This is a genomic window from Arthrobacter sp. PAMC 25486 (genome assembly GCF_000785535.1).
GTDB lineage: Bacteria > Actinomycetota > Actinomycetes > Actinomycetales > Micrococcaceae > Specibacter.
The window spans coordinates 3781072-3804057 of the sequence record NZ_CP007595.1; the positions used below are offsets into that span (position 1 = coordinate 3781072).

Consider the following 22986-nt stretch of genomic DNA (forward strand, 5'->3'; position numbering starts at 1 on the left):
GTTTCCGGGGATCTTCCTGTCTTGTACGCCCAGCATGGGCATTTGCTTGGAGGTGAAAGTCCTCTGAAGGAGAAGATGGTTTAGCTTCTCGCCAATGGCAACAGCGTCACCGTGAGGTGGGGTGGGAAGGAAGCCGGAGGCAAAACCCTGCACCGAGCGACACAAACCGCATAGCAGGCATGCTGGTTGGGGCCACCCGCAGCTGTTGGGGGCGGCCAGCGCACTGTGGAACGACCTGGTGCTGCTCGACTACGACGAACACACCATGCCTTCGATGATGGAGCCGGCCTTCGGGGTGCTGGCACAGAAAATGTGGCGCGGTGCCGTGCCCGGGATGAACTACGCGACCTTCATGGCCGGTGCGGAGGCCGTCGCCGCATGGCCGGGACGGGAGTTTCTGCAGTGACGGCGGCAGGGGCGGAAAACTCAAAAGGCGGTGCAGCAAGGGACGGAGCGGCTCTGGAGATCGTCCTCCAGGATGCCGCGGGGGCACGTGCTGCACTGGCCGGAGGCGCGGACCGCCTGGAACTGTGCACAGGCCTGCACGTGGGCGGGCTGACGCCGTCGGCCGGCACGGTGGAAGCAATGCTGGAAACTGGCGCCGGACATCAGGGCCTTGCAGGCCGCCGGCGTGGGGCGGGTTCTGACGTCTGGTGGAGCTGCGCAGACCGTTGACGGGCTGGCAGTTTTAGACGCCATGCACCTCTCTGCCCGGGTATCGCACGTGGATGAACATCCGGCTGGTCCAGTACTATCACGTGGGTGGTTTGCATGTGGGAGGTGCGCTGGCCGGAACGGTAGGGCACGTGTTCTTTGTGATCCTCTTGGCACCGTCATGGGCTGATGGAATCGCTGGGTACGATGACCTGTCAGCGGCACTTGCACTGGTGGTTGTTCTGGTCCTGCTGGCTATCTATGTTCTGGCACGGCCGAATTGCCGCAGACAACACCACGACATCGTCGAAGCCTCCCACCGCTTTGGCACCTGGCTGGTGCTGCTGCTGGCCTCACCGATTTTTTGGATGCTGTGGTTTCGACCTCGCCGGCCATCTGGCCCTGCTTGTTGCTGCGCCAGGTCCGTATGGTCGTCACGAATCCGTCCAACCACGCCGCCATTGTCAAACTTGACCACAGCTACCTCTCCAAGGTTGGCACCACCAGATCCAGTAGTCGAAACCCCTCCTGGGGTGGCACCCCTTCGCCTGCTGCCGGCCGTGGCAGGGGAGCCCGGGTACCGCATGCTGATCTCGCGCGCTGGGGGCTGGACCGCGGACTTCATGGACAACCCGCCTAGCCATGTCTGGGCCAAAGGCATACCCGCGGCCGGCGTGGCCAACGCCAAACGCCTATTCAACAGGGTGCTCTACGTGGTCACCGGCAGTGGGATTGGCCCCGGCCTGGGACACTTGCCTACCGACACACAGGGAGCCAGGCTCGTCTGGGTCACCAAGACGCCGCGGTCCACCTACGGCGATGACCTTGTTGACGAGGTGGCGTCGGCGCAGCCGGAAGCTGTCATTTGGAACACTTCGGAGCAGGGGAAGCCGGACGTCATTTGTGTCTCCAACAAAAACGTCACCGATCGTATCGTTTTAGAATTTGAACACCGTGGCATCCCCGCCTTTGGGCCTATCTGGGACCCCTGGCACCGAAGCAAAAAACTGCCCGTCAGTGCGCGTGTGGCCTGACTTCACGGGCTTTCGCATCAATGGTTCTTCTGCTTGCGTTCCAAATCTTCAGCCGCTGTGGTGATGCGTTTGGACATGGAAGAGAAAATCCGGCCGTGAAACGGCAAGATGGCCAGCCAGTAGAGGCGCCCGGCGACCCCATGGGGGAAAAAGACCGCGCGCTGCGTGTAACGGCTTCCCGATCCAGTGGGGGCAACGGAAAACTCGAGCCATGCCCGGCCTGGGGCGCGCATCTCTGCCTGCAGTCGCAGAAGTTGGCCGGGCACTATTTCCTCAACCCTCCACCAGTCGACGGCGTCCCCGAGAGCCAAGCTTTCGCGGCTGCGCCGGCCACGGCGCAGCCCGACCCCGCCCACCAGCTTGTCCATGATGCCCCGCAGTGCCCAAGCGCCTGGCAGTGAGTAGTATCCGGTCTCCCCGCCTATTCCTTGAATGACCTTAAAAACACTATCGGGGCGGGCTCGGGTGTCGCGTTCCCGCACATCGGTGAAGACGGTGTGTCCAGCCCATTGCGGGTCCGAGGGCAGTGGGTCTGCCGGTGATTCCAGCGCGTGTGCGCTCACCCAGGTGGTTTCCACCGTGTCATCACGCATCTTGGCCAATGCCAGTTCCACCGCACGCAGGTATCCTGTCAGTCCATTGGCAGGGCGGGCTATCACAGCGTCTATGTCATGGTTGCGCATCACGCAATCGTGTTGGAGGGATTCGACCAGGGGGACCGCCAAGGACCGCGGAATAGGGGTGACCAGGTTGACCCATTGAGCGGCCAACCAAGGGGTCAGTACCGGAAGGGGCAGGATCTTTGGCCGACGAATTCCTGCAGCATCGGCGTAGAGCCGCATCAGCTCCGCATAGCTGTGAGCCTCCGGGCCGCCAATGTCGAAGCGGCCCGAGAGATCTGGTGGCAGCGCGGCGGCTTCATTGAGGTAGTGCAGGGCATCGCGCACGGCGATGGGCTGCACCTGGTTCAAGACCCAACGGGGGGCCGGCATCACTGGCAGGACGTCTGTGAGGTGGCGGATCATTTCGAAGCTGGCTGAACCGGAGCCGATGATCAGTCCAGCCTGCAAGGTCAGGGTGGGGACGGTACTGGATTCGAGAATTTCGCCGACCTTGACCCTGGAAGTAAGGTGCGTGCTCAGCTCGCCGTCGGGATGCAGCCCGGATAAATAGATCAGGCGCTGCAGCCCCGCGGCCTTGGCAGCAGCTGCCAGCACCCGCGCACACCGTTCCTCGACCGGCCCGAAGTCTTTGGTGCCACCCATCGAATGCGCCAAATAGTAAAGGACTTCTGTACCTGAGCACAGGTCCTGGACCGCTTGTGGATCTGCCAGATCGCCGACGACAATGGTGACCTTCTTGCTCCACGGCACATCACGCAAGGCATTTCGTCGCCGGGTCAGGACCCGCACGTCGTGGCCTTGTTCCAGGAGGACGGGGACAAGGCGTCCTCCGATATAACCGGTTGCTCCGGTGACGGCAATGACACTCATGCGGCATTCTCCAATGTGCGGTTGAACTTCATTCGGCGCGTGGCAGCTGCCACGAGCGCGTACAGAATCACCAGGGCGGCGGCGCAGAAGGCCGTGATCGACACTGGCACCGATTCCAGCCCGCCATCGCTGCGACCCACACCAATCCATGCGATGCCCCACGCCATGGCCAGCGCGGCCGCTATGCGCCCTCCGGAGAAGTGCACTGTACCGGCGGCAATAAGTGCTGCAACAACCACCAGGACTGCTGCCAGCGGGGTAACCCATGTTGCGCCCTCTCCCACACCGAGTGAGGACAGCCACGCTGCAATGTTCGCCACTGCAGCAACACTGACCCAGCCGAGGTAGGGGCCGAAAGCAAGTGCTGTGATCCAGCGCTCCGGCGCAGATTCCGCGCCGGGGATCATGAGCAGGAAGATCCTGACCAGGACCGCCAACAAAAGTAAAATCACCACAACACTGAGCCCAAGCCAGCCGAGCTGGACCACGCCGATCCACAGCGCGTTGATGACCGCCGAGGCTGCAGCCCAGGGGCGCATCGTTCGCTGGGACTGGCTTTCGCCGGGTGTGGCGGTTAACTGCCAGAGCGCGTAAACCAGCAACGCGGTGTAGATGAAGCTCCAGATGGAAAAGGCCCCGGTTCCCGGTGCCAGCAGTGTTGAGTCAGCGCCGAGACGACCGCCTGCGGCGTCGGCAATCGGGGTGCCGCCCAGCGCTCCGCTGCCGTAGAAGGCTCCCAGGGTTGCCAGCAAGACCGCGACAGCACACGATATCCGGGCGGTCACTGAAGCTGAATATGTAGTTCGCATCGCCAATACCCTTCTCAATTGAGGCCCCACATTACAGAACTTGCCCTATTCGACAAGAGTGAGTCATATAACCCATAATGTATCTAGATAGGCAAGCAATCAACCCTTCGAGGTAAAGATGACAGGACGTACTTTCGAACAAGCCAGCGACGGTTGTTCAGCAGCCCGGTTGTTGCAGGAGGTCTTGCTCTTCAATGACGCACTCAAGCATTCAATCTGCAGGCAACTGCAGATCAACGAAACCGATTTCAATGCCCTGCAGCATCTGACCTTTGGAAAAGCGTTGACTCCGAGTGAATTAGCGTCAAGGCTGTGCATCACCTCGGCTGCGTCCACGGCACTTATTGACAGGTTAAGCGCACGAGGGCAGGTCATGCGCACGCCGAACCCCTCGGACCGGCGCAGCGTGCTGGTTCACGCCAGCCCAGAGACTGTGGAACTGGTGGTGACGGCGCTGCGTCCACATTTCAAAGATTCCAACGAACGACTGAACAACACAGCGCCGGAGGAACAACAAGCGGTTACGGCCTTTCTGGAAGACGTACTTCACTCGATCCATGCCGGGATCGATTCCCTCCCTGCGACCGCTGCCGCGAAACGGAGAGCACGATCATGACCTTGTCGACCTGGACAACCGCCCAGCCAGCAGCAGGACTCGGCGCTGCAGATGGCTCGAGATTTGACGCATCAGTACGCCATGAAATCTCTCAGCTAGTGGATGGCTACAAAAAGGACGCCGCGGCTTATTCACCGGCCACGGCGGTCTTGTGGGAACGCATCTTTACCTCGCTGGAGGGTGGAAAGCTTACCCGCCCGCGGCTGGTCAGGCTGGGATACGACGCCTTCAAACCCCAACCCAGGCAGGAACAGCCACAGCACCACGGTGCCGGTCACCGGGTAGTCCTTCTGGGCTGCGCCTTTGAACTGCTGCATACCTCGTTGCTGATGCATGATGATGTCATCGACCGGGACTTTACCCGCAGGGGACGGCGCACCCTGTCAGCACAATACCGCGACGATGCCCTGGCCGCGGGGCAAAGAGTGCCCGACGCAGAACATGCCGGGCATTCTGCAGCAATTATTGCTGGTGACCTGCTCCTTGCCGCAGCCATCTCACTGGCCCTGCGTGCCGGCAGTTCGTTGGCGCAGGCCGGCGCCATTGAACGGTCTTTTCAGTTGGCCATCCAGAATGCCGGTGCCGGAGAACTCGAAGACCTGCTGTATTCGTTGGATCATTCCCCCGCCAAAGTTCAGGACGTCCTGCGCATGGAGGAACTGAAGACCGCGTCGTACTCCTTCAGGTTCCCCCTGCAGACAGGGGCCCTGCTGGCCGGTGCAAGCCCAGCGGAAGCAGCCGCGCTGGCGGACATTGGCGGACAACTCGGGGTCGCCTATCAACTGATTGATGATGTGCTGGGCACCTTTGGTGATCCCAGCACGACAGGAAAGTCGGTTGACTCCGACCTGCGTGAAGGAAAAAGCACCATTTTGACGGCGCTGGCCGCTGAACAGCCCGAATTTGGCGAAAGCTTGAAACTGCTGCGCACCCACACCGCCACGCTCACGTCGCTGCGTTCGGCCTTGGCCGCTGCTGACGCGGAACCGCTGGCTCGGCAGCTGGCCAAGGAACTCTGTGACAGTGCGCTGTATTCGGCCCGGCGGCTGGATTTGCCTGAGGCTGTTTCGGCCCAGTTGAAAAACTTTGCAACATTGATTTTGACTAGGGGGGCGTAGTTAATGAGCCATGACACCTCAGCGAAGTCGACGGCGGCGAGGCGTGCATCTGGAGCTTCTCCTACACCCTTGGAACGTTACTCTGCAACGGCCAGCAGCAGTGCCCGGGTAGTGATCACCAAGTATTCAACTTCATTTTCGCTGGCCTGCCGGATGCTTGATAAACAATCACAGATGCACATTGCAAACGTCTATGCCCTAGTCCGCCTGGTCGATGAAGTCGTAGACGGGGTGGCCCGCGAGGCCGGGCTCAGCGATCAGGCTACGGCCCAAGCCCTGGACCGGCTGGAAGCGGAAACGGAAGCGGCTTTGCAGAGCGGCTACAGCACCAACATGATCGTGCATGCCTTCGCCTGCACGGCAAGGCGCAGCCACATTGACACCGATCTGACCCGACCCTTCTTCACATCCATGCGCAATGATCTAAGCATTTCAAGCCATGATGAGGCCTCCCTCGATCAGTACATCTTCGGCTCCGCCGAGGTGGTGGGACTGATGTGCCTGCGTATTTTTCGTTCCGCGCCGGACGCCCCCACAGGCCACGACGCCGAGGTGGAATCCGCGGCCAGACATCTCGGTGCAGCCTTCCAAAAGGTCAACTTCCTGCGCGATTTGGCCGTGGACACCAGCGTGCTGGGCCGCTGCTACTTCCCGGGGTTGGATCCTTCGGGGTTTTCAGATGAACACAAAAATAAGCTGGTCCAGGAGATTCATGATGACCTAGACGCCGCTGCCCGTGGCATCGCCTACCTGCCACCCCGCGCGGCTTTGGCGGTGAGTCTGGCCCACGGGCTGTTTGCCGAACTCAACACGCAGCTGGAACGCACCAGTGCTGCGGATCTTCGCCTCCATCGGGTGTCGGTGTCCTCTGGGCGCAAGGCGACGATCGCACTGCAAGCCCTGCTGTCATATTCCTTCAAGTGGCCGCGCCCGATGAACAAGCCACAGCACCAAGAGAGCCAAAAGTGAAAAAGAACAATAAGAACGCCCGGCAGGCAGTCGATGCCCAGCACGTGGTGGTCATCGGGGGAGGCTTCTCCGGAATGGCGACGGCCGGGCTCTTGGCGGCATCAGGGCACAAGGTCACCGTGCTGGAACAGCAGCAGCACCTTGGCGGCCGTGCAGGGCGCCTGCAACGGGAAGGATTCACCTTTGATACCGGTCCGTCCTGGTATCTCATGCCGGAAGTCATTGAACACTGGTTCGAGCTGATGGGAACCTCAACCAGCCAAGCGTTGGAGCTGGTGGCCCTTGACCCCGGGTATCGGATCTGGTTTGGACAGAACGGCGGTTCGCTGGATCTGTCAACGGGTGAAGACGCGGACGCTGCCTTTGAGTCGTTGCAGCCCGGGGCCGGTGCCGCGCTCGCGGACTACCGGCGGGAAGCCCGGGAAAGTTACAGTCTTGCCCTGCGGCATTTCCTTTACGATGATTTCTCGTCGGTTAAAACCTTCCTCAACCCCCAACTCCTGAAGCTGCTGCCAAGACTTGCGCCACTTCTGCTCGGCTCGCTGGAAAATCATGTTGCCAAACGCTTTAGCGACCCGAAGCTTCGGCAAATCCTGGGCTATCCGGCAGTGTTCTTGGGTGCCAGCCCGCAACGAACCCCGGCCCTCTATCACTTGATGAGCCATCTGGATCTCACCCAGGGGGTGCAGTACCCCCGGGGTGGATTCGCACAACTCGTCGATGCGATGGCGCACATCTGCCGGGAGGCGGGTGTGGAGATCATTACGGATGCGCGGGTGGAGGGCATCGATGTCGATGCGGCCACCGGCACGCCGCGGGTTGCAGCGGTGAGGTGGGTGAACACCGCGACAACGGGGACAAAGCGCCATGAGGTGCAGGCCGACGTCGTCGTAGGTGCCGCCGATCTGCACCACATCGAGACGGACCTGCTGCCGGAGAAGTTCCGCTCCCATTCACCAGCGTCATGGAAACGTCGCGACCCTGGCCCCAGCGCCGTGCTGGTGTGTTTAGGTGTCAAGGGAAAACTCCCGCAACTGAACCACCATAACTTATTCTTCACCCGTGACTGGGAGGAAAATTTCGCCCGCATCCATGAGGGTCGGGATCTTGCACCAGAAACCAGCATCTACGTTTGCATGCCCAGCCATACTGACTCTTCCGTGGCTCCACAGGGAGATGAGAACCTGTTCATCCTCGTCCCGGCGCCCGCTCTGCCATCCTGGGGAAGCGGGGGACCCGACGGCACGGGAAGCCGCCATGTGGAGGACGTGGCGAATGCCGCCATTGACCAGCTGGCTGCGTGGGCCGGAATTGCGGACCTCCATGAGCGCATCGTGGTGCGGCAAAGCTATGGTCCCGAAGATTTTGTCAACAATGTCAATGCCTGGCGCGGCAGCGCCCTGGGCCTGGCCCACACGCTGGGACAAAGTGCCTTCTTCCGACCCGCAAACCACAACCCCAAGGTCCGTGGGCTGCACTATGTTGGCAGTTCGGTAAGGCCGGGGATTGGGATCCCCATGTGCCTGATCAGCGCCGAGCTCGTTACAAAACGCATCAACGGGATCAGGACGCCGGGACCGTTGACCTTCGATACTGCTGAACCCGCACCGTTGCGGGAACAGGAGGGACAATGACGTACTTGTTGATTCTGATTGTCTTGATCATCTGCATCGCCACGCTGGACGCCAGATACCGCTTGTTTGTCTTCTCCCAACCGCTGCCGGCACTGCTGACCCTGCTGGCAGGCACCGGCATTTTCCTGCTGTGGGATGTCATCGCCATCGCCGGGGGCATCTTTTTACATCGCGAATCTCCCCTCATGACCGGGCTCATGCTGGGAGAACAACTGCCGCTGGAAGAAGCATTCTTCCTCTTCTTCCTCTGCTACCAAACCATGCTCCTCGTGACGGGTTTCCTGCGCTGGCGTTCATCCAGACAGCCGAAACAGCCCGCTCCGACCACCGCCGATGCCAAGGAGACGATGTGAGTTTCGGGTTGCTTTCCCTCTATTTCATGGCTGGATCTGCCCTGCTGCTGTGCCTTGCGCTGCGTGTCAGGCGCATAAACTTGGGCAGTGTTTTTCCGGCGCTTGGACTCTCCCTAGCCGTGCTCTTGGTCCTGACAGCAGTCTTTGACAATGTGATGATCAGTTCAGGACTTTTTGACTATGGCCAGCAGACACTGCTGGGGCTGCGGGTGGGTCTGGCCCCGATTGAGGACTTCAGCTACCCGGTCAGCGTGGTGTTTTTTGCCCCGGCTCTGTGGTGGCTTGCCGGCGGGCGCCCTCCGGCAGGCTCCGTGCGGGAACCGGCAGCGACCGGCACGAACAGGTTAGGACCATAGGCCATGCTGCGTGAACTCTTTCTGACCTCCCGCCCTGTTTCCTGGGTCAATACCGCCTATCCTTTTGCTGCCGCCTATTTTCTGAGCACAGGAACCGTGGACTGGATTCTGGTCCTGGGAACGGTTTTCTTTCTGATTCCGTATAACTTGGCCATGTACGGCATCAATGACGTTTTTGACTACGAGTCCGATCTGCTCAACCCCCGAAAAGGTGGTGCAGAGGGGGCCTTGGTGGACCGCAGCAAACACCAAAAAATGCTGCTGCTGTGCGTGCTGGCCGTGCTGCCCTTCCTCGTTCTGCTGGTGATTGTTGGCTCGCTGCAGGCGAATCTGGTGCTGTTGCTGTCCATGGCGGCGCTGGGGGCCTACAGTGCCCCGCGTCTGCGTTTCAAGGAGCGTCCTTTCCTTGACTCGTTGACCTCCAGCACCCATTTTGTTTCCCCCATGGTCTATGGGCTGGTGTTGGCAGGAGCGCATTTCAACGCCGAGTTGGTGGCGATCACGGCCGCCTTCTTCCTGTGGGGCATGGCCTCACACGCCTTCGGGGCCGTGCAGGACATTGTCCCGGACCGTGCCGCATCCTTGGGCTCCATCGGCACCGTGCTGGGAACCCGTCGGACGGTGGCCTTAGCCGCACTGTCCTACCTGTTGGCCGCAATACTGTTGTTGTTCACCGACTGGCCTGGACCGTTGGCGGGGCTGTTGGCAGTGCCGTATCTGCTTAATGTGCTGCCTTTTCTGGCGCTGCACGATGCTGACTCGGGCCGGGCACACACAGGATGGGTGCGTTTCCTCTGGCTGAACTACGTGACCGGCTTCTTTGTCACAATGCTTTTGATTTGGTATTCCCTCACACGGTGAGCCCTCACAGGGCATGATTTTAAGGACCTCAGCTGCCATGACCACTTCTGCTGTGCACAACGTGCATATTGTCTGGTTCCGAGATGATCTGCGCATTGCTGATCACCCCGCACTTTTTTCTGCACTGGAAAAGAACGACGCCGGTACGCTCACCATCGCCGTCTATGTGCACGACGAAGTGTCCGAGCATATCCGGCCTCTGGGGTCCGCAGCACGATGGTGGCTCCACCATGGCCTGCGGGAACTGCGCACCCAACTTTGGGAACTGGGCGTACCCCTGCTCCTGCACCAAGGAACGGCACTGGAAAAAATCCCTCAGGCAACACAGAATATCCTTGAACACTATGCCCTGACCCCTGAAAACCTCTCGGTCTATTGGAACCGTCGTTATGGTGGCGGGGAACGAGCCGTCGATGCTTCCCTCATGACGCTCCTGCGTGAACGCGGCGCCACCGTCACCAGCTTTTCCGGGACCCTGCTGCACGAGCCGTGGACCGTGCAAACCCAAGAGCAACGCCCTTACAAAGTATTCACGCCTTTCTACAACGCCGAGCAGTTGATTCCGCTGCGCCCGGCTTTGCCGGCACCGTCAACTATTCAACCGGCAAGGGCGCTGGAGATGCCCGCTGGCGAGGACCTGGACAGTTGGGGGCTGTTGCCCCGCCGCCCGGATTGGTCCGCCGGGCTGGCTGCGACATGGACTCCCGGCGAAGCGGCGGCGCACGAGCGCCTCGCAGTGGTGCTTCAAGACGTGGCCGCCGGCTACCAGCTCGGACGGGACCGCCCCGGCACCGACGGCACCTCACGGCTATCGCCGGCACTGCGGTGGGGGCATGTGAGCCCGGTGCAAGTATGGGAAGCCCTGGGGACATTGGCGGCAGGGAATCAGGGCGCCGCCGAAGGCGCCCGGGCCATCATGCGCCAACTGGTGTGGCGGGACTTTTGCTGGAACCAGCTCTACCACCGCCCGGACCTGGGTACAGCCAACCTGCGCCCGGAATTCAACAATTTCGGCTGGGCATGGCCCACCGAGTTACTCCCCCCACCTAACAGCAGCCCCGGCGCATCAAAGCCCCAACCCTGCTCAGCTGGTCCTGAGCAGGGGCAGATCAATGACTTTTATGGTGCCTGGTGCCGAGGAGAGACAGGCTTCCCGCTGGTCGATGCAGGCATGCGGGAACTGTGGGAAACCGGCTGGATGCACAACCGGGTACGCATGGTCACCGCCAGCTTGCTGGTCAAGAATCTCGGCATTCATTGGCGGGCCGGCGAAGCATGGTTCTGGGACACCCTGGTGGACGCGGATGCTGCCTCCAACCCCGCGAACTGGCAGTGGGTCGCGGGGTGCGGCGCAGACGCTGCACCCTATTTCAGGGTTTTCAATCCCGTCCTGCAAGCCAAAAAATTTGACGCCCACGGCAGCTACCAAGCCCGGTTCGGGCCAACACTGAGCCAGCAGCCTGTGGTGGATTTGAAACAATCACGCACCGGCGCACTGGCCGCCTATGCGCACATGAGGGCAGTTGAGCGAACCGGCGAGGCCGAGCACTGAAAGGCTCCGCCGGTCCGATCAAGGAAACGCTAACTGCGGTGGCGCCCTGATGGTGCCACATCGTCACTTTCCGACACCCTGGACAATTTCGATGGCCACCAAATAGTTTTTCCGACGTCGTAACTCAGTGCAGGAACCAGCAACGAGCGCACGATGAAGGTGTCCAGCAAGACTCCGAAGGCCACGATGAATGCGATCTGCGCCAGGAACAGGATCGGAATCACCCCCAGGGCGGAGAAGGTGGCGGCCAAGACCAGCCCGGCCGAGGTGATCACGCCACCGGTGATCACCAAGCCCCGAATGATCCCCTCACGCGTGCCATGTTTGACAGATTCCTCCCGCACACGGGTCATCAGGAAGATGTTGTAGTCAATTCCCAAGGCCACCAGGAAGATGAAACCGAATAGTGGAACGGCCGGGTCGGCGCCGGGGAAATCGAAGACATGGTTGAAGAAGAAGGCCGCAACACCCAGCGCCGTGCCAAAGGAGAGCACCGTGGTCAAGATCAGTAGTACCGGAGCCAGGACCGAACGCAACAGCATCATCAAGATCAGCAGAATCACCACAAGCACTACGGGGATGATGAGATTGCGGTCATGGATCGAGGCATCGTTAGTGTCAATCGCCGTTGCCGTGACTCCACCGACCAAGGCCTCGGGGACAGTGCTGGACAGGCTCGCCCTGATCTCACGCACGACGCCGGCCGCCACATCCGAGTCAGCGGCGGCTGCCAGCGTGCCTTGGAGCATGACGTCTCCGCCGACCACCGTCGGCTTGGGAACGGCAGCGCCGGGGGCTCCCATCGCCTGGAGTCCCTGAGTTGTCACGGTGGCGGCCCCGCTGGGCGCCCCGGCAGAGAGCACGGAAACGGATTCAATGCCGTCCTGTGCCAGCATCACATCGGCAGCCTCCTGAAGTTCAGAGTTGGGGACCACCACCAGCACGGGGCTGCCGGTGCCGCCGGGGAAGTGTTCGCCAAGAATGGCCTGGCCATCACGTGCCTCGGAGGCGCCCAACACCAAATCCGATTGCGGCACACCGCTGGCATTGAGCGTGGTGGCACCGAAGGCTCCCACCAGCAGGACAGCAGTGGTAACCATCCAAATCACCCTCGGGCGGCGTTTTATGATGCGGGCGAGTTTGGCCCAGATGCCTGTCGCATGTACGCCGTGCTCTGCGGCCACCACCTCCGGCTCAAACTTTGGCCGTCGCGGCCAGAAAGCATTCCGGCCAAAGGCGTACAACAGCGCAGGCAAAAGGCTCAGTGCCGAGAGCATGGCAAAAAAGATGCCGATCGCGGCAACAGGTCCCAGCGAACTGTTGGATTTCAAATCGCTTAACAACAAACACAACAGGCCGGCGATCACGGTTCCGCCGGACGCTGCAATGGGTTCGGCGGATTTGCGGATGGCCGCCATGCTGGCAGCCCATTTGTCCGTGCTGACTCGCAGCTCCTCCCGGTACCGGGCCACATAGAGCAGCGAATAGTCGGTAGCCGCGCCGATCACCAGAATGAACAGGATGCCTTGGGTTTGCCCGCTCAAGATCAGGATTCCGGCTTTTGCCAGCCACCACACACTCAGCAGCGCTACGCACAGGGCAAAGAGGCTGGTGGCGAGCACGGCCACGGGAAGCAGCAGGGAGCGGTAGACAAGGATCAAGATGACGAAGACGGCCAAGAGGGCCACACCCAGAAGTATCCCGTCAATACCGGAAAATCCCGCGATGAGATCTGCCGTGAAACCGGCGGGGCCGGTGACATGAACCACCACCCCGTCAGGGACGGCAGCCCGCAGTGACGTGCCAATGGCGGTGACCGCCGCACCGATGTCCGCATCGGCTTGGATCGGCACAAATGCCTGCACCGCCCGGCCGTCTTCTGAAGGAATGCCCGGGGAAACCTCCGTACCAACCCCGGGGATGGAGGTCAGGGCTGCGATCGCCTTGGAAATTGAGGCAATACGGGTCTCGTTCAGCGTGCTATTGCTGGAGAAGACCACGACAGCGGGGATTTCATCGGAGTCACGGAACTCGCCTTGCAACTTTTGCACCTGAGTGGCGTCGGCAGAAGAGGGAAGGTACGCGGTGGGGTCATTGGATGAAACCTCACTGACCTTGCCAAAATATGGTCCACCGATTGAACCGCCGGCGAACCAGACGATGATGATCAACGCGGGCAGGAGGATCCTCAGCCACTTTTTGGCGCTTCTCGGTGGCTTATCGTGGCGGGTTCCACCGCTGCTCGACTGCAGTGTCTTAGTCATGGGTTCATCTCCGGTAGCTGCACAATTTTAATCTAGTTTAGCTAGCAAGTAACCCAGCTTGCAACATGTGTGGATCTTTATATTGGGGGAAGGATAGAATTATCACCATGGCAAGTATCGAGGCAACCCCCGCACCATTGCCGCCCAACATCTACGACGTCAATGCCGCCGACCCGAAGAGTCAACTAATCGACCGATCGGCGATGGCCACCGAAGACGTGGCGCACATCGGTGAGCTCATGGCCGCGCTGGGCAGGCTGCGCACCGCGGAGCAGCAGCTCTCGGATGCATCGCTGAAATACATGAAGTTGAACCAGTCGGACATGCGGGCCCTGCACTACTTGATCGTCACGGCCAACACCGAGACAATTGCCACCCCCGGAGCCATTGCCAGCCACCTGAAGATTTCGACGGCGTCAACCACCAAGCTGCTGGACCGGCTGGAGAATGCGGGTCACATCACCCGGGCGCCCCATCCCAGTGATCGCCGTGCCTTGGCCATTTCCATCACGGCCAAAACCCGCCAAGCAGCCATGGACACCGTGGGGCGCCAGCAAGCCAAGCGATTCCATGCGGCAGCACGGCTCAGCTCGGCGGAACGCGATGTGGTCATCCGGTTCCTTGACGACATGACCAAGGAAATCGCTCTTACGGATGAGGCCTGGGCCCAACCTGGCGCCAATTCCGGCTGATCACTGCGCCGGCACGAAGCCGCCAGCTCGCGACCAGGTGGTGGAGCCGGCACGCCGGGCGGGGATCCCGCCAGGCCGTCCGGCACCGCACGAAATGGTCCCAAGCCCACGAGATGATTGATGAACTCACCTCCGGAGGACACCGGGCGCGGGCCCGGACTTCCCCGCTACCCCGACACGGTCCTTGCAGGCCCTGGCCTTGGGGGCCGGGCGGAAAGACCTGCATCAGGTGGCTTGGCACCACGGCACCCCAACCGGTCCCCGCAACGCCAAAGCGGCCACGAAATCACGTTTCCTGGCCATCCGGATCCGCCCGGCCCATCGCGATATCCCGCTGGATGAGGATCATTCCCTGCCCGAGGGTGGATGCTGGTGGCATGGCCCGTGCACGAGCCGGCACCAACCGATTACTGGATCAGCGCCCTGCCCGCCGACACGCCCCTGAAAACTCTCGTCAGGCTCGCCAAGAGCGACAAGCGCATCGAGCATGACTACCGGGAACTAGAGAACGGGCTCGGCCTGGACCGCTTCGAAGGCCGATCCTGCAGCGACCACCACCGCCACCTCACCCCGGTCACCGCGGCCCAACTCTTTTCACCAGAAAGCGGCTCCCCACCCCAAAAGACCGCCAGTTTCCACGGGGCAGCCACAGCAACACTTCGCAACGCTGAGTCGAAGCGGGAGGGCGCAGCGTTGCCTGCCGCCGTCCGAACCGTGGTAGCTTGGGCCGTGGACACGACACGGGGTGCCGCCTGGCGGCTGAGAGTTAGACCCGTTGAACCTGATCTCGATAATCCGAGCGAAGGGATGCCGGTCCTGCAGCAATGACGAAGTGTGCCCTGTGCCTGTCCTTCGCGCATTCCTGGCATCCTTTCGCCCCGCTGAAAGGTGTACGACATGCAAATTAAAGACCAGATTGTACTGATTACCGGAGCCGGCCGCGGACTAGGTGCCGATGTGGCCCGTTCCTTCGCCCGGGAAGGTGCCAGAGTGGTGCTGAACTACCGCAACAGTGAGGCGGCGGCACGGGAACTTGCCGCTGACATCGGATCGGAACACGCCATCGCCTTGCACGCCGATGTCACCCGCGCCGACGCGGTCCAGGCCTTGGTGACTGCCGCAGCCGATCATTTTGGTGCGCCCATCACCACCGTCATTAACAACGCTTTGCCCGATTTTTCCTTTAACGGCGACGGGCGGTCGAAGGCTGACGGCATTGGCTACGGCGAATTTACGGCACAGTTTTCCGGCGTTGTGGGGGGTGCGCTGAACACGATTCAGGCGGTCTTGCCGGGCATGAAGGATGCCGGGTTCGGCGCCATCGTGAATATTGGCACCAACCTGTTTCAAAACCCCGTGGTGCCCTATCACGACTACACCGCGGCCAAAGCTGCTTTGCTGGCACTGACGCGCACCTTCGCTGCCGACCTGGGTCCGTCCAAAATCCGTGTGAACATGGTCTCCGGGGGGTTGCTGCGCACCACCGACGCCTCTGCCGCCACACCCGAGCAGGTCTTCGACTTGATCGCTGGCGGAACACCTCTGCGCAAGGTCACCACGCCGTCCGAATTTGCTGATGCAGTGCTGTTCTTCGCCTCACCTTGGTCCCGGGCCGTGACGGGACAAAACCTCGTGGTCGACGGCGGACTGGTGATGAACTAGTGATGGGAATTGTGGGCGCCACCAGCACGCGGCAAATGCACATCAACGCTTTCCTCTTCGGTGCGGGGCACCACACCATGGGCTGGCGGCATCCGGATTCCAGCGCCGACCGTGTCGGGGAAATATCCTATTTCGAGGAGCTGGCCCAGCTGGCTGAAAGCGGCTGCCTTGACGCGGTCTTCTTCGCCGACGGGCACAGCGTCAACCGCCAGTATTCAGCAGGCGTGCCCTCGCTTTTGGAACCGATCACGGCACTGAGTGCCATCGCCCGGGCCACGAAACACATCGGCCTGGTCACCACGGTGTCCTCCAGCTTCTACACGCCCTTCCATGCCGCCCGCATGCTGGCCTCCCTGGACCACATCAGCGGCGGCCGGGTGGGCGCAAACATAGTCACCTCCATGTTCGACGCCGAGGCGCAAAACCATGGATTCGCCGCTCTGCCTAAGCACGCTGAGCGCTATGAGCGGGCGGATGAATTCGTCCGGGTGATCCAACGGCTCTGGGATTCCTGGTCAGACCAGGCGTTGCTCAAAGACCGGGAGTTGGGAACATTTATTGATCCGGAACAGATCCAGCCGATCAACCACACCGGGAAGTATTTCTCCGTGGCGGGGCCGCTGAATGTCCCCCGTTCCCCGCAGGGCCAGCCGGTGCTGTTCCAGGCCGGTTCCTCGGAGGCAGGACGGGATTTTGCTGGACAATTTGCCGAAGCCATTTATTCGGTGTCGTGGGACAAGGACTCCGCCATCGAATTCGCCACGGACATGCGTGCGCGACTGGCTGCTGCCGGACGAGGAGGGGCCACGGTGCCGATTCTTCCCGGCCTAGTCACCTACGTCGCCGCCACACGCGAGCAGGCCATGGAGAAAAAGCGCGCATTGGACGCCTACCTGGACATTGACACAGCCATCGTCCAGCTCAATATTTTCACGGGGATGGACTATAGCGGGCACGGACTCGATGACCTTGTGGCCCCGCTGCCCCCGGTAGTAACCTTCACGGGGCCCCAGGGCCGGTACCTCACGGTGCAGCGCATCATTGCGACGATGGCGCCCACCTTGCGCGAATTGCTGGGTTTTTTGGCCGCCGGCGGTGGCCACGCCACCATGATAGGCACCGCCAACGAGGTGGCGGATGAAATTCAGGAATGGTTTGAGTCTGGGGCCTGCGATGGATTCAACCTTATGTGTCCCGCCTACCCTGAATCGCTCCGAGATTTTGTGGGATTGGTGGTGCCCATCCTGCAGGAACGGGGGATCTTCCGTTCCTGCTATCAGGGGAGCACCCTGCGGGATAATTTGGGCCTGGCGCGTCCCCAGCCCAGTAGTGCCCCGTAGCGAGGTGTAACACCTTCCGGTGAGGCATGGCCTTGAACGTGGCGCGGCCACCGTGGGTCCTTCCAAGAAACTCTCACATCCCCCTCGAAAGGACACCTCACGATGGCCGCGCCTGTCATGCCCGACCCTGCCGGCGTACTTTCGCTCATCTTTGGGAGACGTATCTGCTGATTTGATCAGCCACCTGCCGCAACCCCTGGGCAACGCGCTGCTGTCCACCGACGCGGATGCCGTGGTCGGTGCGTAGTGGGGCAAGCACTCACTCGGGCGTTTGATACAGCGCAATGGCCAACTGTCGCCGCAAGCCTAACGCCCGTGCCGAGGCATCCGTGATCACCGTCGTCACGGACTGCAACCTCGCGGGGGTCTCCCCCCGCCGCAGGGACAAGCTCGTGGAGACCCAGGGCATCGACTCCCTGTTGAAATCACAGGTCTCCGGCATGGCGGCAGACCTTGATGAGCGTGTCGTCGCCTGCCGGGCCCGCCCCCTGACCGGCCCGCCCCTGACCCGCGCGGGCCCGTTCGCGTTCGTAGCCGCCGAGGCACTGAGGCTGAGGGTCCGTGAAGACCTGCGGATAAGCAACACGGTTGCCGTGGGTGCCCCAGTGTGAACGCGGTCGGGCGCCGCGACGTGCCCTGCTCCTTCCTCGCCTGGGAAGTACTCTGCCAGTACCTGGGCGCCGTGGATTATCTGCTGGCTAAATGCTTCCACGAGCGCCCCTTGTCAAATCCTTGTTTGACGGAACTGAGGACGTGATCCCTGGGGGATGCGGCGGCGAACCGATCGAGTTTTTCGGGGTCTGTGCCGCGGCGGTAGACGCCGAGCAGGCTCGATATCCAGGCCCACCAATTTCGGATCTGAGGTGTGTAGCGCAGCCGCCTGGCAGCCTGCGGCTCGCCCTCGCGCACCGGCCGGAACGGTGCGATGGACTCAACTCTTTCGCCGCCACGGTCTTGCTTCCGCTGCTGCATGGCATTCCTCCCTCAGTCATGTCAGACCGCCCCCAGCCTAATATTAGGCAAGGCGAAATTCAACATTTAGGCTAACCGTAAATTTGTGGTGTAGCGTGTCTCAGGTACTAGATGTGGTGTCACTTCTTGCGGTGAACCACTAGATATGCCTTAGAGGGTTTGATTGAAGGAGGCACAGCCTGATGGACGCGAATGAAAGAACCGGTGCAAACGGGGAGTTGCTGCCGGTTACTCGAGTGCTCAATGAGTCCTCTTCACCTGATCTGGTGTTCTTCTCCAGTGTTTCGGAGAATACCCGCAGGTTCGTGGATCGGTTGGGCGTTCCTAGGGTTCGCATCCCGCTGCGGCCACGGGTTGAGGGGCACCTGCAAGTAGCCCGGCCATTCGTTCTGGTGCTGCCCACCTACGGAGGGGGAGAACGTGTGGGGGCGGTGCCAAAGCAGGTTGTTGGATTCCTCAATGATTCAGTCAACCGTGGGCTGCTTCGCGGCGTTATCACTGCGGGCAACACGAATTTTGGTGAGCACTACTGCCTGGCAGGACCGGTGATCTCGAGAAAATGCCGGGTTCCCGAGCTGTACCGTTTTGAACTTCTTGGCACCGATCGCGACGTTGCTAGAGTCCGCGACGGACTGGCCGAATTCTGGAAAAGAACCACTACTACGTCTCTAAAGGATTTCTCATGACGCTTACAACGGACACACCTCCCGCAGCCCGCCAGGGTGTGGGCACACGCAAGGATTACCACGCGCTCAATGCCCAGCTGAATCTATTCACTTCCGAGGGGTCGATCCAGTTCGAGAAGGATCATGAAGCTGTTGGTGCCTACCTGACCCAGCACGTGCTCCCGCGCATGATCCGCTTCGACAGTCTGGAGGAGAAGATCGAGTACCTCATTACCAACGACTATTACGAAGCCGCCCCGATCAAGGCCTATGAATGGTCATTCGTGAAGAGCACGTATCGGCAGGCCTACGCTCACGAGCACCGGTTCGCCTCATTCCTGGGTGCCTTCAAATACTTCACCAGCTACACCCTGAAGACATTCGACGGCAGCCAGTACCTGGAGACGTACGAGGACCGCGTCGTGGCCACCGCCCTTTTCCTTGGGCGGGGAGAGGAGAACCTTGCTACCCGGCTGATCGATGAGATCATGACCGGCAGGTTTCAACCCGCAACGCCGACGTTCCTCAATGCGGGCAAGGCCCAGCGTGGCGAGCTCGTTTCCTGTTTCCTGCTGCGGACCGAGGACAACCTTGAATCCATCGGCCGCAGCATCAACTCAGCACTGCAACTCTCCAAACGCGGCGGCGGGGTGGCGTTGCTGTTGACGAACCTCCGCGAGCAAGGCGCACCAATCAAGCAGATCGAGAATCAGGCCTCCGGCGTAGTACCGGTGATGAAGATCCTGGAAGACAGCTTCAGCTACGCGAACCAGTTGGGTGCACGCCAAGGAGCCGGTGCCGTGTACCTCCACGCACACCACCCCGACATCATGCGCTTCCTCGATACTAAAAGGGAGAACGCAGACGAGAAGATTCGAATAAAGTCTCTCTCCCTGGGCGTTGTCATCCCTGATGTCACCTTCGAACTGGCAAAAACTGGTGAGGACATGCACCTGTTCTCGCCCTACGATGTTGAACGCGAATATGGGGTGGCCCTTTCTGATATGTCAGTTACCGAACACTATGAGGCGTTGATTGCCAACCCCCGGATCAAGAAGACGACCATTAGCGCACGCGAATTCTTCAAAACCATTGCCGAATTGCAGTTCGAATCCGGGTACCCCTATGTGTTGTTCGAGGACACAGCCAACCGAGCCAACCCGTTGCAGGGGCGGATCAACATGTCCAACCTGTGCTCAGAGATCCTCCAGGTAAACACGCCGTCAACATACGATGCCGCCCTTGGCTATCAAGAGATCGGGCGTGACATATCCTGCAACCTCGGTTCATTGAACATCGCGGCCGCCATGGCCTCACCCGATCTCGGGGCCACGGTCAACACCGCAGTGCGGGGACTGACAAGCGTCTCGGACCAGTCCGACGTCGACGCCGTTCCTTCAGTGGCCAACGGGAACGACCGCTCCCATGCCATCGGGCTGGGGCAGATGAACCTGCACGGCTACCTTGCCTCCCAGCGCATTCACTACGGCAGCGAGGAGGGCGTTGACTTCACCAACATGTACTTCTACACCATCGCATACCTGGCAATCCGCGCGTCGAACCAGATTGCGATCGAACGCGGCATCGCCTTCGACGGATTCCGGGAAAGCAGCTATGCCGACGGCTCCTTTTTCGATAAGTACATTGACGGGTGGTGGGCACCGGCGACTGGGCGTGTACGCGCCCTCTTCGAATCCTCCGGAGTGCAGCTGCCCACACCCCGGGACTGGAAAGATCTCAAAAAATCCGTTCAGGAACACGGGCTGTACAACGCCTATTTGCAGGCAGTCCCGCCGACCGGATCAATCAGCTATATAAACCACGCAACAGCGTCGATCCATCCCATCGCTTCCAAGGTCGAAATTCGCAAAGAAGGCAAACTTGGCCGGGTCTACTTCCCCGCACCACATATGGACAACAGCAATCTTGACTTCTATCAAGATGCCTATGACATCGGCTACGAAAAAATCATTGACACTTACGCCGCAGCCACCCAGCACGTGGACCAGGGCCTGTCCTGCACATTGTTCTTCCGCGATACCGCAACCACCCGCGACATCAACAAAGCCCAGATCTACGCCTGGCGAAAAGGCATCAAAACCCTTTATTACATCCGGCTACGGCAGTTGGCCCTCACCGGAACAGAGATCGAAAACTGCGTCTCCTGCGCACTGTGACCCACCCACCCCTGTTGACGAAAGAAAGCCCACAGCAAACCATGAGCCTGAGTGAAAACACCACGACACCTGCGAATCTGCTGGCTGCCTCGGTCACCCCGCCGTCCTACCGGCACGACCCCTCTGCGCGGCTGCGACCCATCAACTGGAACCGGGTCACCGACGAAAAAGACCTCGAAGTCTGGAACAGGCTGACCGCCAATTTCTGGCTCCCGGAGAAAGTTGCACTTTCCAACGACATCCCCGCCTGGCAGACAATGAGTCCGGAGGAACAAACACTTACGATGCGGGTCTTCACCGGGCTGACCATGCTGGATACGGTGCAAGCCACAGTTGGTGAAGTCTGCCAGATCCAGGACGCTAGGACCGAGCATGAAGAAGCCGTGTACACCAACATCGCCTTCATGCAGGCCGTCCATGCCCGCTCTTATTCTTCAGTGTTCTCCACATTGACCAGCACCAAGGAAATTGATGCAGCCTACGAATGGGCCGTCGGCAACGATGTGCTGCAGATACGATGCAAGAACGTGCTGCAGCACTACTATGGTGACAATCCGCTCAAACGCAAGGTCGCCTCAACCTTGCTCTCGTCCTTGCTGCTGTATGCAGGGTTCTACCTGCCCCTGCATTTCTCGGTCCACGCAACGCTGACCAACACCGCCGACATGATCCGGCTCATCCTCCGTGACAAGGCAGTTCACGGGTACTACTCCGGATACAAGTACCAACGCGGGCTTGAAACCCACACACCGGCGGAACAAGAAGCCATGCGGGAATTCACGTATGAACTGCTCGAAGAGCTCTACGAACTCGAACTTGACTACTCCGGAGCGCTCTATGAACCCCTCGGGCTCATGGATGACGTAGCCGTCTTCATCCGCTACAACGCCAACAAAGCGCTCATGAACCTCGGCTACCCGGCACGGTTCACTGCCGAAGAAACAGAAGTGAACCCCGAGATCCTCGCCGCGCTCTCACCAGGCGCCGATGAAAACCACGATTTCTTCTCCGGCTCCGGCTCGTCCTACGTCATCGGCACGGCCGAGGACACCAACGACGATGACTGGAACTTCTAACCCCTTCACGTCCCTCACCATACGAACGGATCAGCGTGAGCCTTCATAAAAAGATCTCCATCCTCGTCGGGAGCCTGCGCGCGGGCTCCTATGCCCGCCAAATCGCCATCAACACAATCGAACTCTTCCCATCCAACTACCATGCCGAGATTCTGGAAATCCGTGACCTGCCGCTTTATGATTTCGACTACGACGATCCCGAAGTCAGCAACAAGCTCACGCCCGTCGAATACACTCAATTCCGGGAAAATGTTAAGGATTCCGACGGCGTTCTTTTTATCACCCCAGAAAATAACCGAACCATCCCGGCCTGCCTCAAAAATGCGGTGGACATTGGTTCCAAACCCAACGGTGACGTGGCATGGAAGAACAAACCAGTTGGCATCATCAGCCACTCTGTCGGACGCATGGGCGGATATAGCTCACAAAAGAACCTTCGCCTCGCACTGTCCTACTTTGATATGCCCACCCCGGGACAGCCGGAAGCGTTCCTCTCGCAATCGCCGAGTCTCATCAACGCTGACGGCACCATGCGCCTAGTTTCCACCATCAATTTCCTACAGGACTACATCACCCGCTTCGCCCAAGTAGTAGAAGACCACCCACGAAAATAGCACCACCGCATCCGGGAGTGCCCTAGCCGTTGCCCACTGGGAACACCATCCGGGCAGGAAAGACCACAGAGCAGC

Annotated in this window: 22 protein-coding genes, 1 pseudogene and 1 riboswitch; of the genes and pseudogenes, 19 read left to right on the forward strand and 4 right to left on the reverse strand. The window is 60.4% G+C overall.

Features of this window, described 5'->3' with window-relative positions; translation table 11 throughout:
- Positions 1-238: 238 nt before the first annotated feature.
- From art_RS17130 to art_RS21230, 3 genes are all read left to right on the forward strand, one after another.
- Positions 239-406: a hypothetical protein gene (locus art_RS17130; RefSeq protein ID WP_157875336.1), complete on the forward strand. Its 168-nt coding sequence runs from the start codon at positions 239-241 to the stop codon at positions 404-406.
- On the forward strand, positions 403-675 hold the full coding sequence (locus art_RS23175) for a copper homeostasis protein CutC (RefSeq protein ID WP_038466804.1): 273 nt from the start codon (positions 403-405) through the stop codon (positions 673-675). Before art_RS17130 ends, art_RS23175 begins: the two co-directional genes overlap by 4 nt.
- A 512-nt stretch (positions 676-1187) precedes the next feature.
- Positions 1188-1688: a hypothetical protein gene (locus art_RS21230; RefSeq protein ID WP_052136703.1), complete on the forward strand. Its 501-nt coding sequence runs from the start codon at positions 1188-1190 to the stop codon at positions 1686-1688.
- A 17-nt stretch (positions 1689-1705) separates the two neighbouring features.
- On the opposite strand, the gene art_RS17145 is transcribed toward art_RS21230, so the two are convergent.
- Both art_RS17145 and art_RS17150 read right to left on the reverse strand, forming a co-directional pair.
- Positions 1706-3181, reverse strand: a complete 1476-nt coding sequence (locus art_RS17145) for an SDR family oxidoreductase (protein WP_038466807.1) — start codon at positions 3179-3181, stop codon at positions 1706-1708.
- Entirely contained in the window at positions 3178-3966 is a 789-nt protein-coding gene (locus tag art_RS17150; protein ID WP_162182072.1) for a tryptophan-rich sensory protein, read from the reverse strand. The genes art_RS17145 and art_RS17150 overlap by 4 nt, the downstream gene beginning before the upstream one ends.
- A gap of 142 nt (positions 3967-4108) precedes the next feature.
- On the opposite strand from art_RS17150, the gene art_RS21235 reads away from it, so the two are divergent.
- The 8 genes from art_RS21235 to art_RS17190 are packed head-to-tail and all read left to right on the forward strand — an operon-like array spanning position 4109 to position 11449.
- Positions 4109-4606, forward strand: a complete 498-nt coding sequence (locus tag art_RS21235) for a MarR family winged helix-turn-helix transcriptional regulator (protein ID WP_082000387.1) — start codon at positions 4109-4111, stop codon at positions 4604-4606.
- On the forward strand, positions 4603-5724 hold the full coding sequence (locus art_RS17160; protein WP_052136706.1) for a polyprenyl synthetase family protein: 1122 nt from the start codon (positions 4603-4605) through the stop codon (positions 5722-5724). The genes art_RS21235 and art_RS17160 overlap by 4 nt, the downstream gene beginning before the upstream one ends.
- 3 nt (positions 5725-5727) lie before the next feature.
- On the forward strand, positions 5728-6693 hold the full coding sequence (locus art_RS17165) for a phytoene/squalene synthase family protein (RefSeq protein WP_082000388.1): 966 nt from the start codon (positions 5728-5730) through the stop codon (positions 6691-6693).
- Positions 6690-8327: a phytoene desaturase family protein gene (gene crtI, locus art_RS17170; protein WP_301537943.1), complete on the forward strand. Its 1638-nt coding sequence runs from the start codon at positions 6690-6692 to the stop codon at positions 8325-8327. Before art_RS17165 ends, crtI begins: the two co-directional genes overlap by 4 nt.
- Positions 8324-8680 (forward strand): lycopene cyclase domain-containing protein, encoded by a 357-nt coding sequence (locus tag art_RS17175; RefSeq protein WP_052136707.1) that lies wholly within the window; start codon positions 8324-8326, stop codon positions 8678-8680. Before crtI ends, art_RS17175 begins: the two co-directional genes overlap by 4 nt.
- The gene (locus art_RS23180; RefSeq protein WP_038466811.1) at positions 8677-9036 is read left to right on the forward strand and encodes a lycopene cyclase domain-containing protein; all 360 of its coding nucleotides are present in this window, start codon (positions 8677-8679) and stop codon (positions 9034-9036) included. Before art_RS17175 ends, art_RS23180 begins: the two co-directional genes overlap by 4 nt.
- 3 nt (positions 9037-9039) lie before the next feature.
- Positions 9040-9897, forward strand: a complete 858-nt coding sequence (locus art_RS17185; RefSeq protein WP_038466813.1) for a prenyltransferase — start codon at positions 9040-9042, stop codon at positions 9895-9897.
- A gap of 37 nt (positions 9898-9934) precedes the next feature.
- Entirely contained in the window at positions 9935-11449 is a 1515-nt protein-coding gene (locus tag art_RS17190; RefSeq protein ID WP_038466816.1) for a deoxyribodipyrimidine photo-lyase, read from the forward strand.
- Between the two features lie 29 nt (positions 11450-11478).
- On the opposite strand, the gene art_RS17195 is transcribed toward art_RS17190, so the two are convergent.
- Complete coding sequence (locus art_RS17195; protein ID WP_052136708.1) at positions 11479-13713, reverse strand: MMPL family transporter; 2235 nt, start codon at positions 13711-13713, stop codon at positions 11479-11481.
- A 107-nt stretch (positions 13714-13820) separates the two neighbouring features.
- On the opposite strand from art_RS17195, the gene art_RS17200 reads away from it, so the two are divergent.
- The 4 genes and pseudogenes from art_RS17200 to art_RS23055 all read left to right on the forward strand — a co-directional run.
- On the forward strand, positions 13821-14405 hold the full coding sequence (locus tag art_RS17200; RefSeq protein WP_038466818.1) for a MarR family winged helix-turn-helix transcriptional regulator: 585 nt from the start codon (positions 13821-13823) through the stop codon (positions 14403-14405).
- 731 nt (positions 14406-15136) lie between these two features.
- A riboswitch (TPP riboswitch) is annotated at positions 15137-15230 on the forward strand.
- Positions 15231-15302: 72 nt separating this feature from the next.
- Positions 15303-16067 carry a 3-oxoacyl-ACP reductase gene (locus art_RS17210; protein ID WP_038466821.1) on the forward strand — a complete coding sequence of 255 codons (765 nt, stop codon included), beginning with the start codon at positions 15303-15305 and terminating at the stop codon, positions 16065-16067.
- A gap of 2 nt (positions 16068-16069) precedes the next feature.
- Complete coding sequence (locus art_RS17215; RefSeq protein WP_038466823.1) at positions 16070-17407, forward strand: LLM class flavin-dependent oxidoreductase; 1338 nt, start codon at positions 16070-16072, stop codon at positions 17405-17407.
- A 102-nt stretch (positions 17408-17509) separates the two neighbouring features.
- Positions 17510-18009 (forward strand): annotated as a pseudogene (locus art_RS23055) (transposase); the annotation flags it as partial.
- Positions 18010-18094: 85 nt separating this feature from the next.
- Here art_RS23055 and art_RS17225 read toward each other — a convergent pair.
- Positions 18095-18379 carry a hypothetical protein gene (locus tag art_RS17225; RefSeq protein ID WP_038466825.1) on the reverse strand — a complete coding sequence of 95 codons (285 nt, stop codon included), beginning with the start codon at positions 18377-18379 and terminating at the stop codon, positions 18095-18097.
- 182 nt (positions 18380-18561) lie between these two features.
- Here art_RS17225 and nrdI point away from each other — a divergent pair, with 182 nt between their 5' ends.
- Genes nrdI through art_RS17240 form a run of 4 tightly spaced genes read left to right on the forward strand, consistent with a single transcriptional unit; the run spans position 18562 to position 22911 of the window.
- Positions 18562-19065, forward strand: a complete 504-nt coding sequence (nrdI, locus tag art_RS21845) for a class Ib ribonucleoside-diphosphate reductase assembly flavoprotein NrdI (RefSeq protein ID WP_082000389.1) — start codon at positions 18562-18564, stop codon at positions 19063-19065.
- A complete protein-coding gene (gene nrdE, locus art_RS17230) occupies positions 19062-21221 on the forward strand; it encodes a class 1b ribonucleoside-diphosphate reductase subunit alpha (protein WP_038466827.1) in 2160 nt (719 codons plus the stop codon). Before nrdI ends, nrdE begins: the two co-directional genes overlap by 4 nt.
- Positions 21222-21262: 41 nt before the next feature.
- Positions 21263-22297 carry a class 1b ribonucleoside-diphosphate reductase subunit beta gene (gene nrdF / locus art_RS17235; RefSeq protein ID WP_082000390.1) on the forward strand — a complete coding sequence of 345 codons (1035 nt, stop codon included), beginning with the start codon at positions 21263-21265 and terminating at the stop codon, positions 22295-22297.
- 35 nt (positions 22298-22332) lie between these two features.
- Entirely contained in the window at positions 22333-22911 is a 579-nt protein-coding gene (locus art_RS17240; RefSeq protein ID WP_038466830.1) for an NADPH-dependent FMN reductase, read from the forward strand.
- Positions 22912-22986 lie beyond the last annotated feature (75 nt).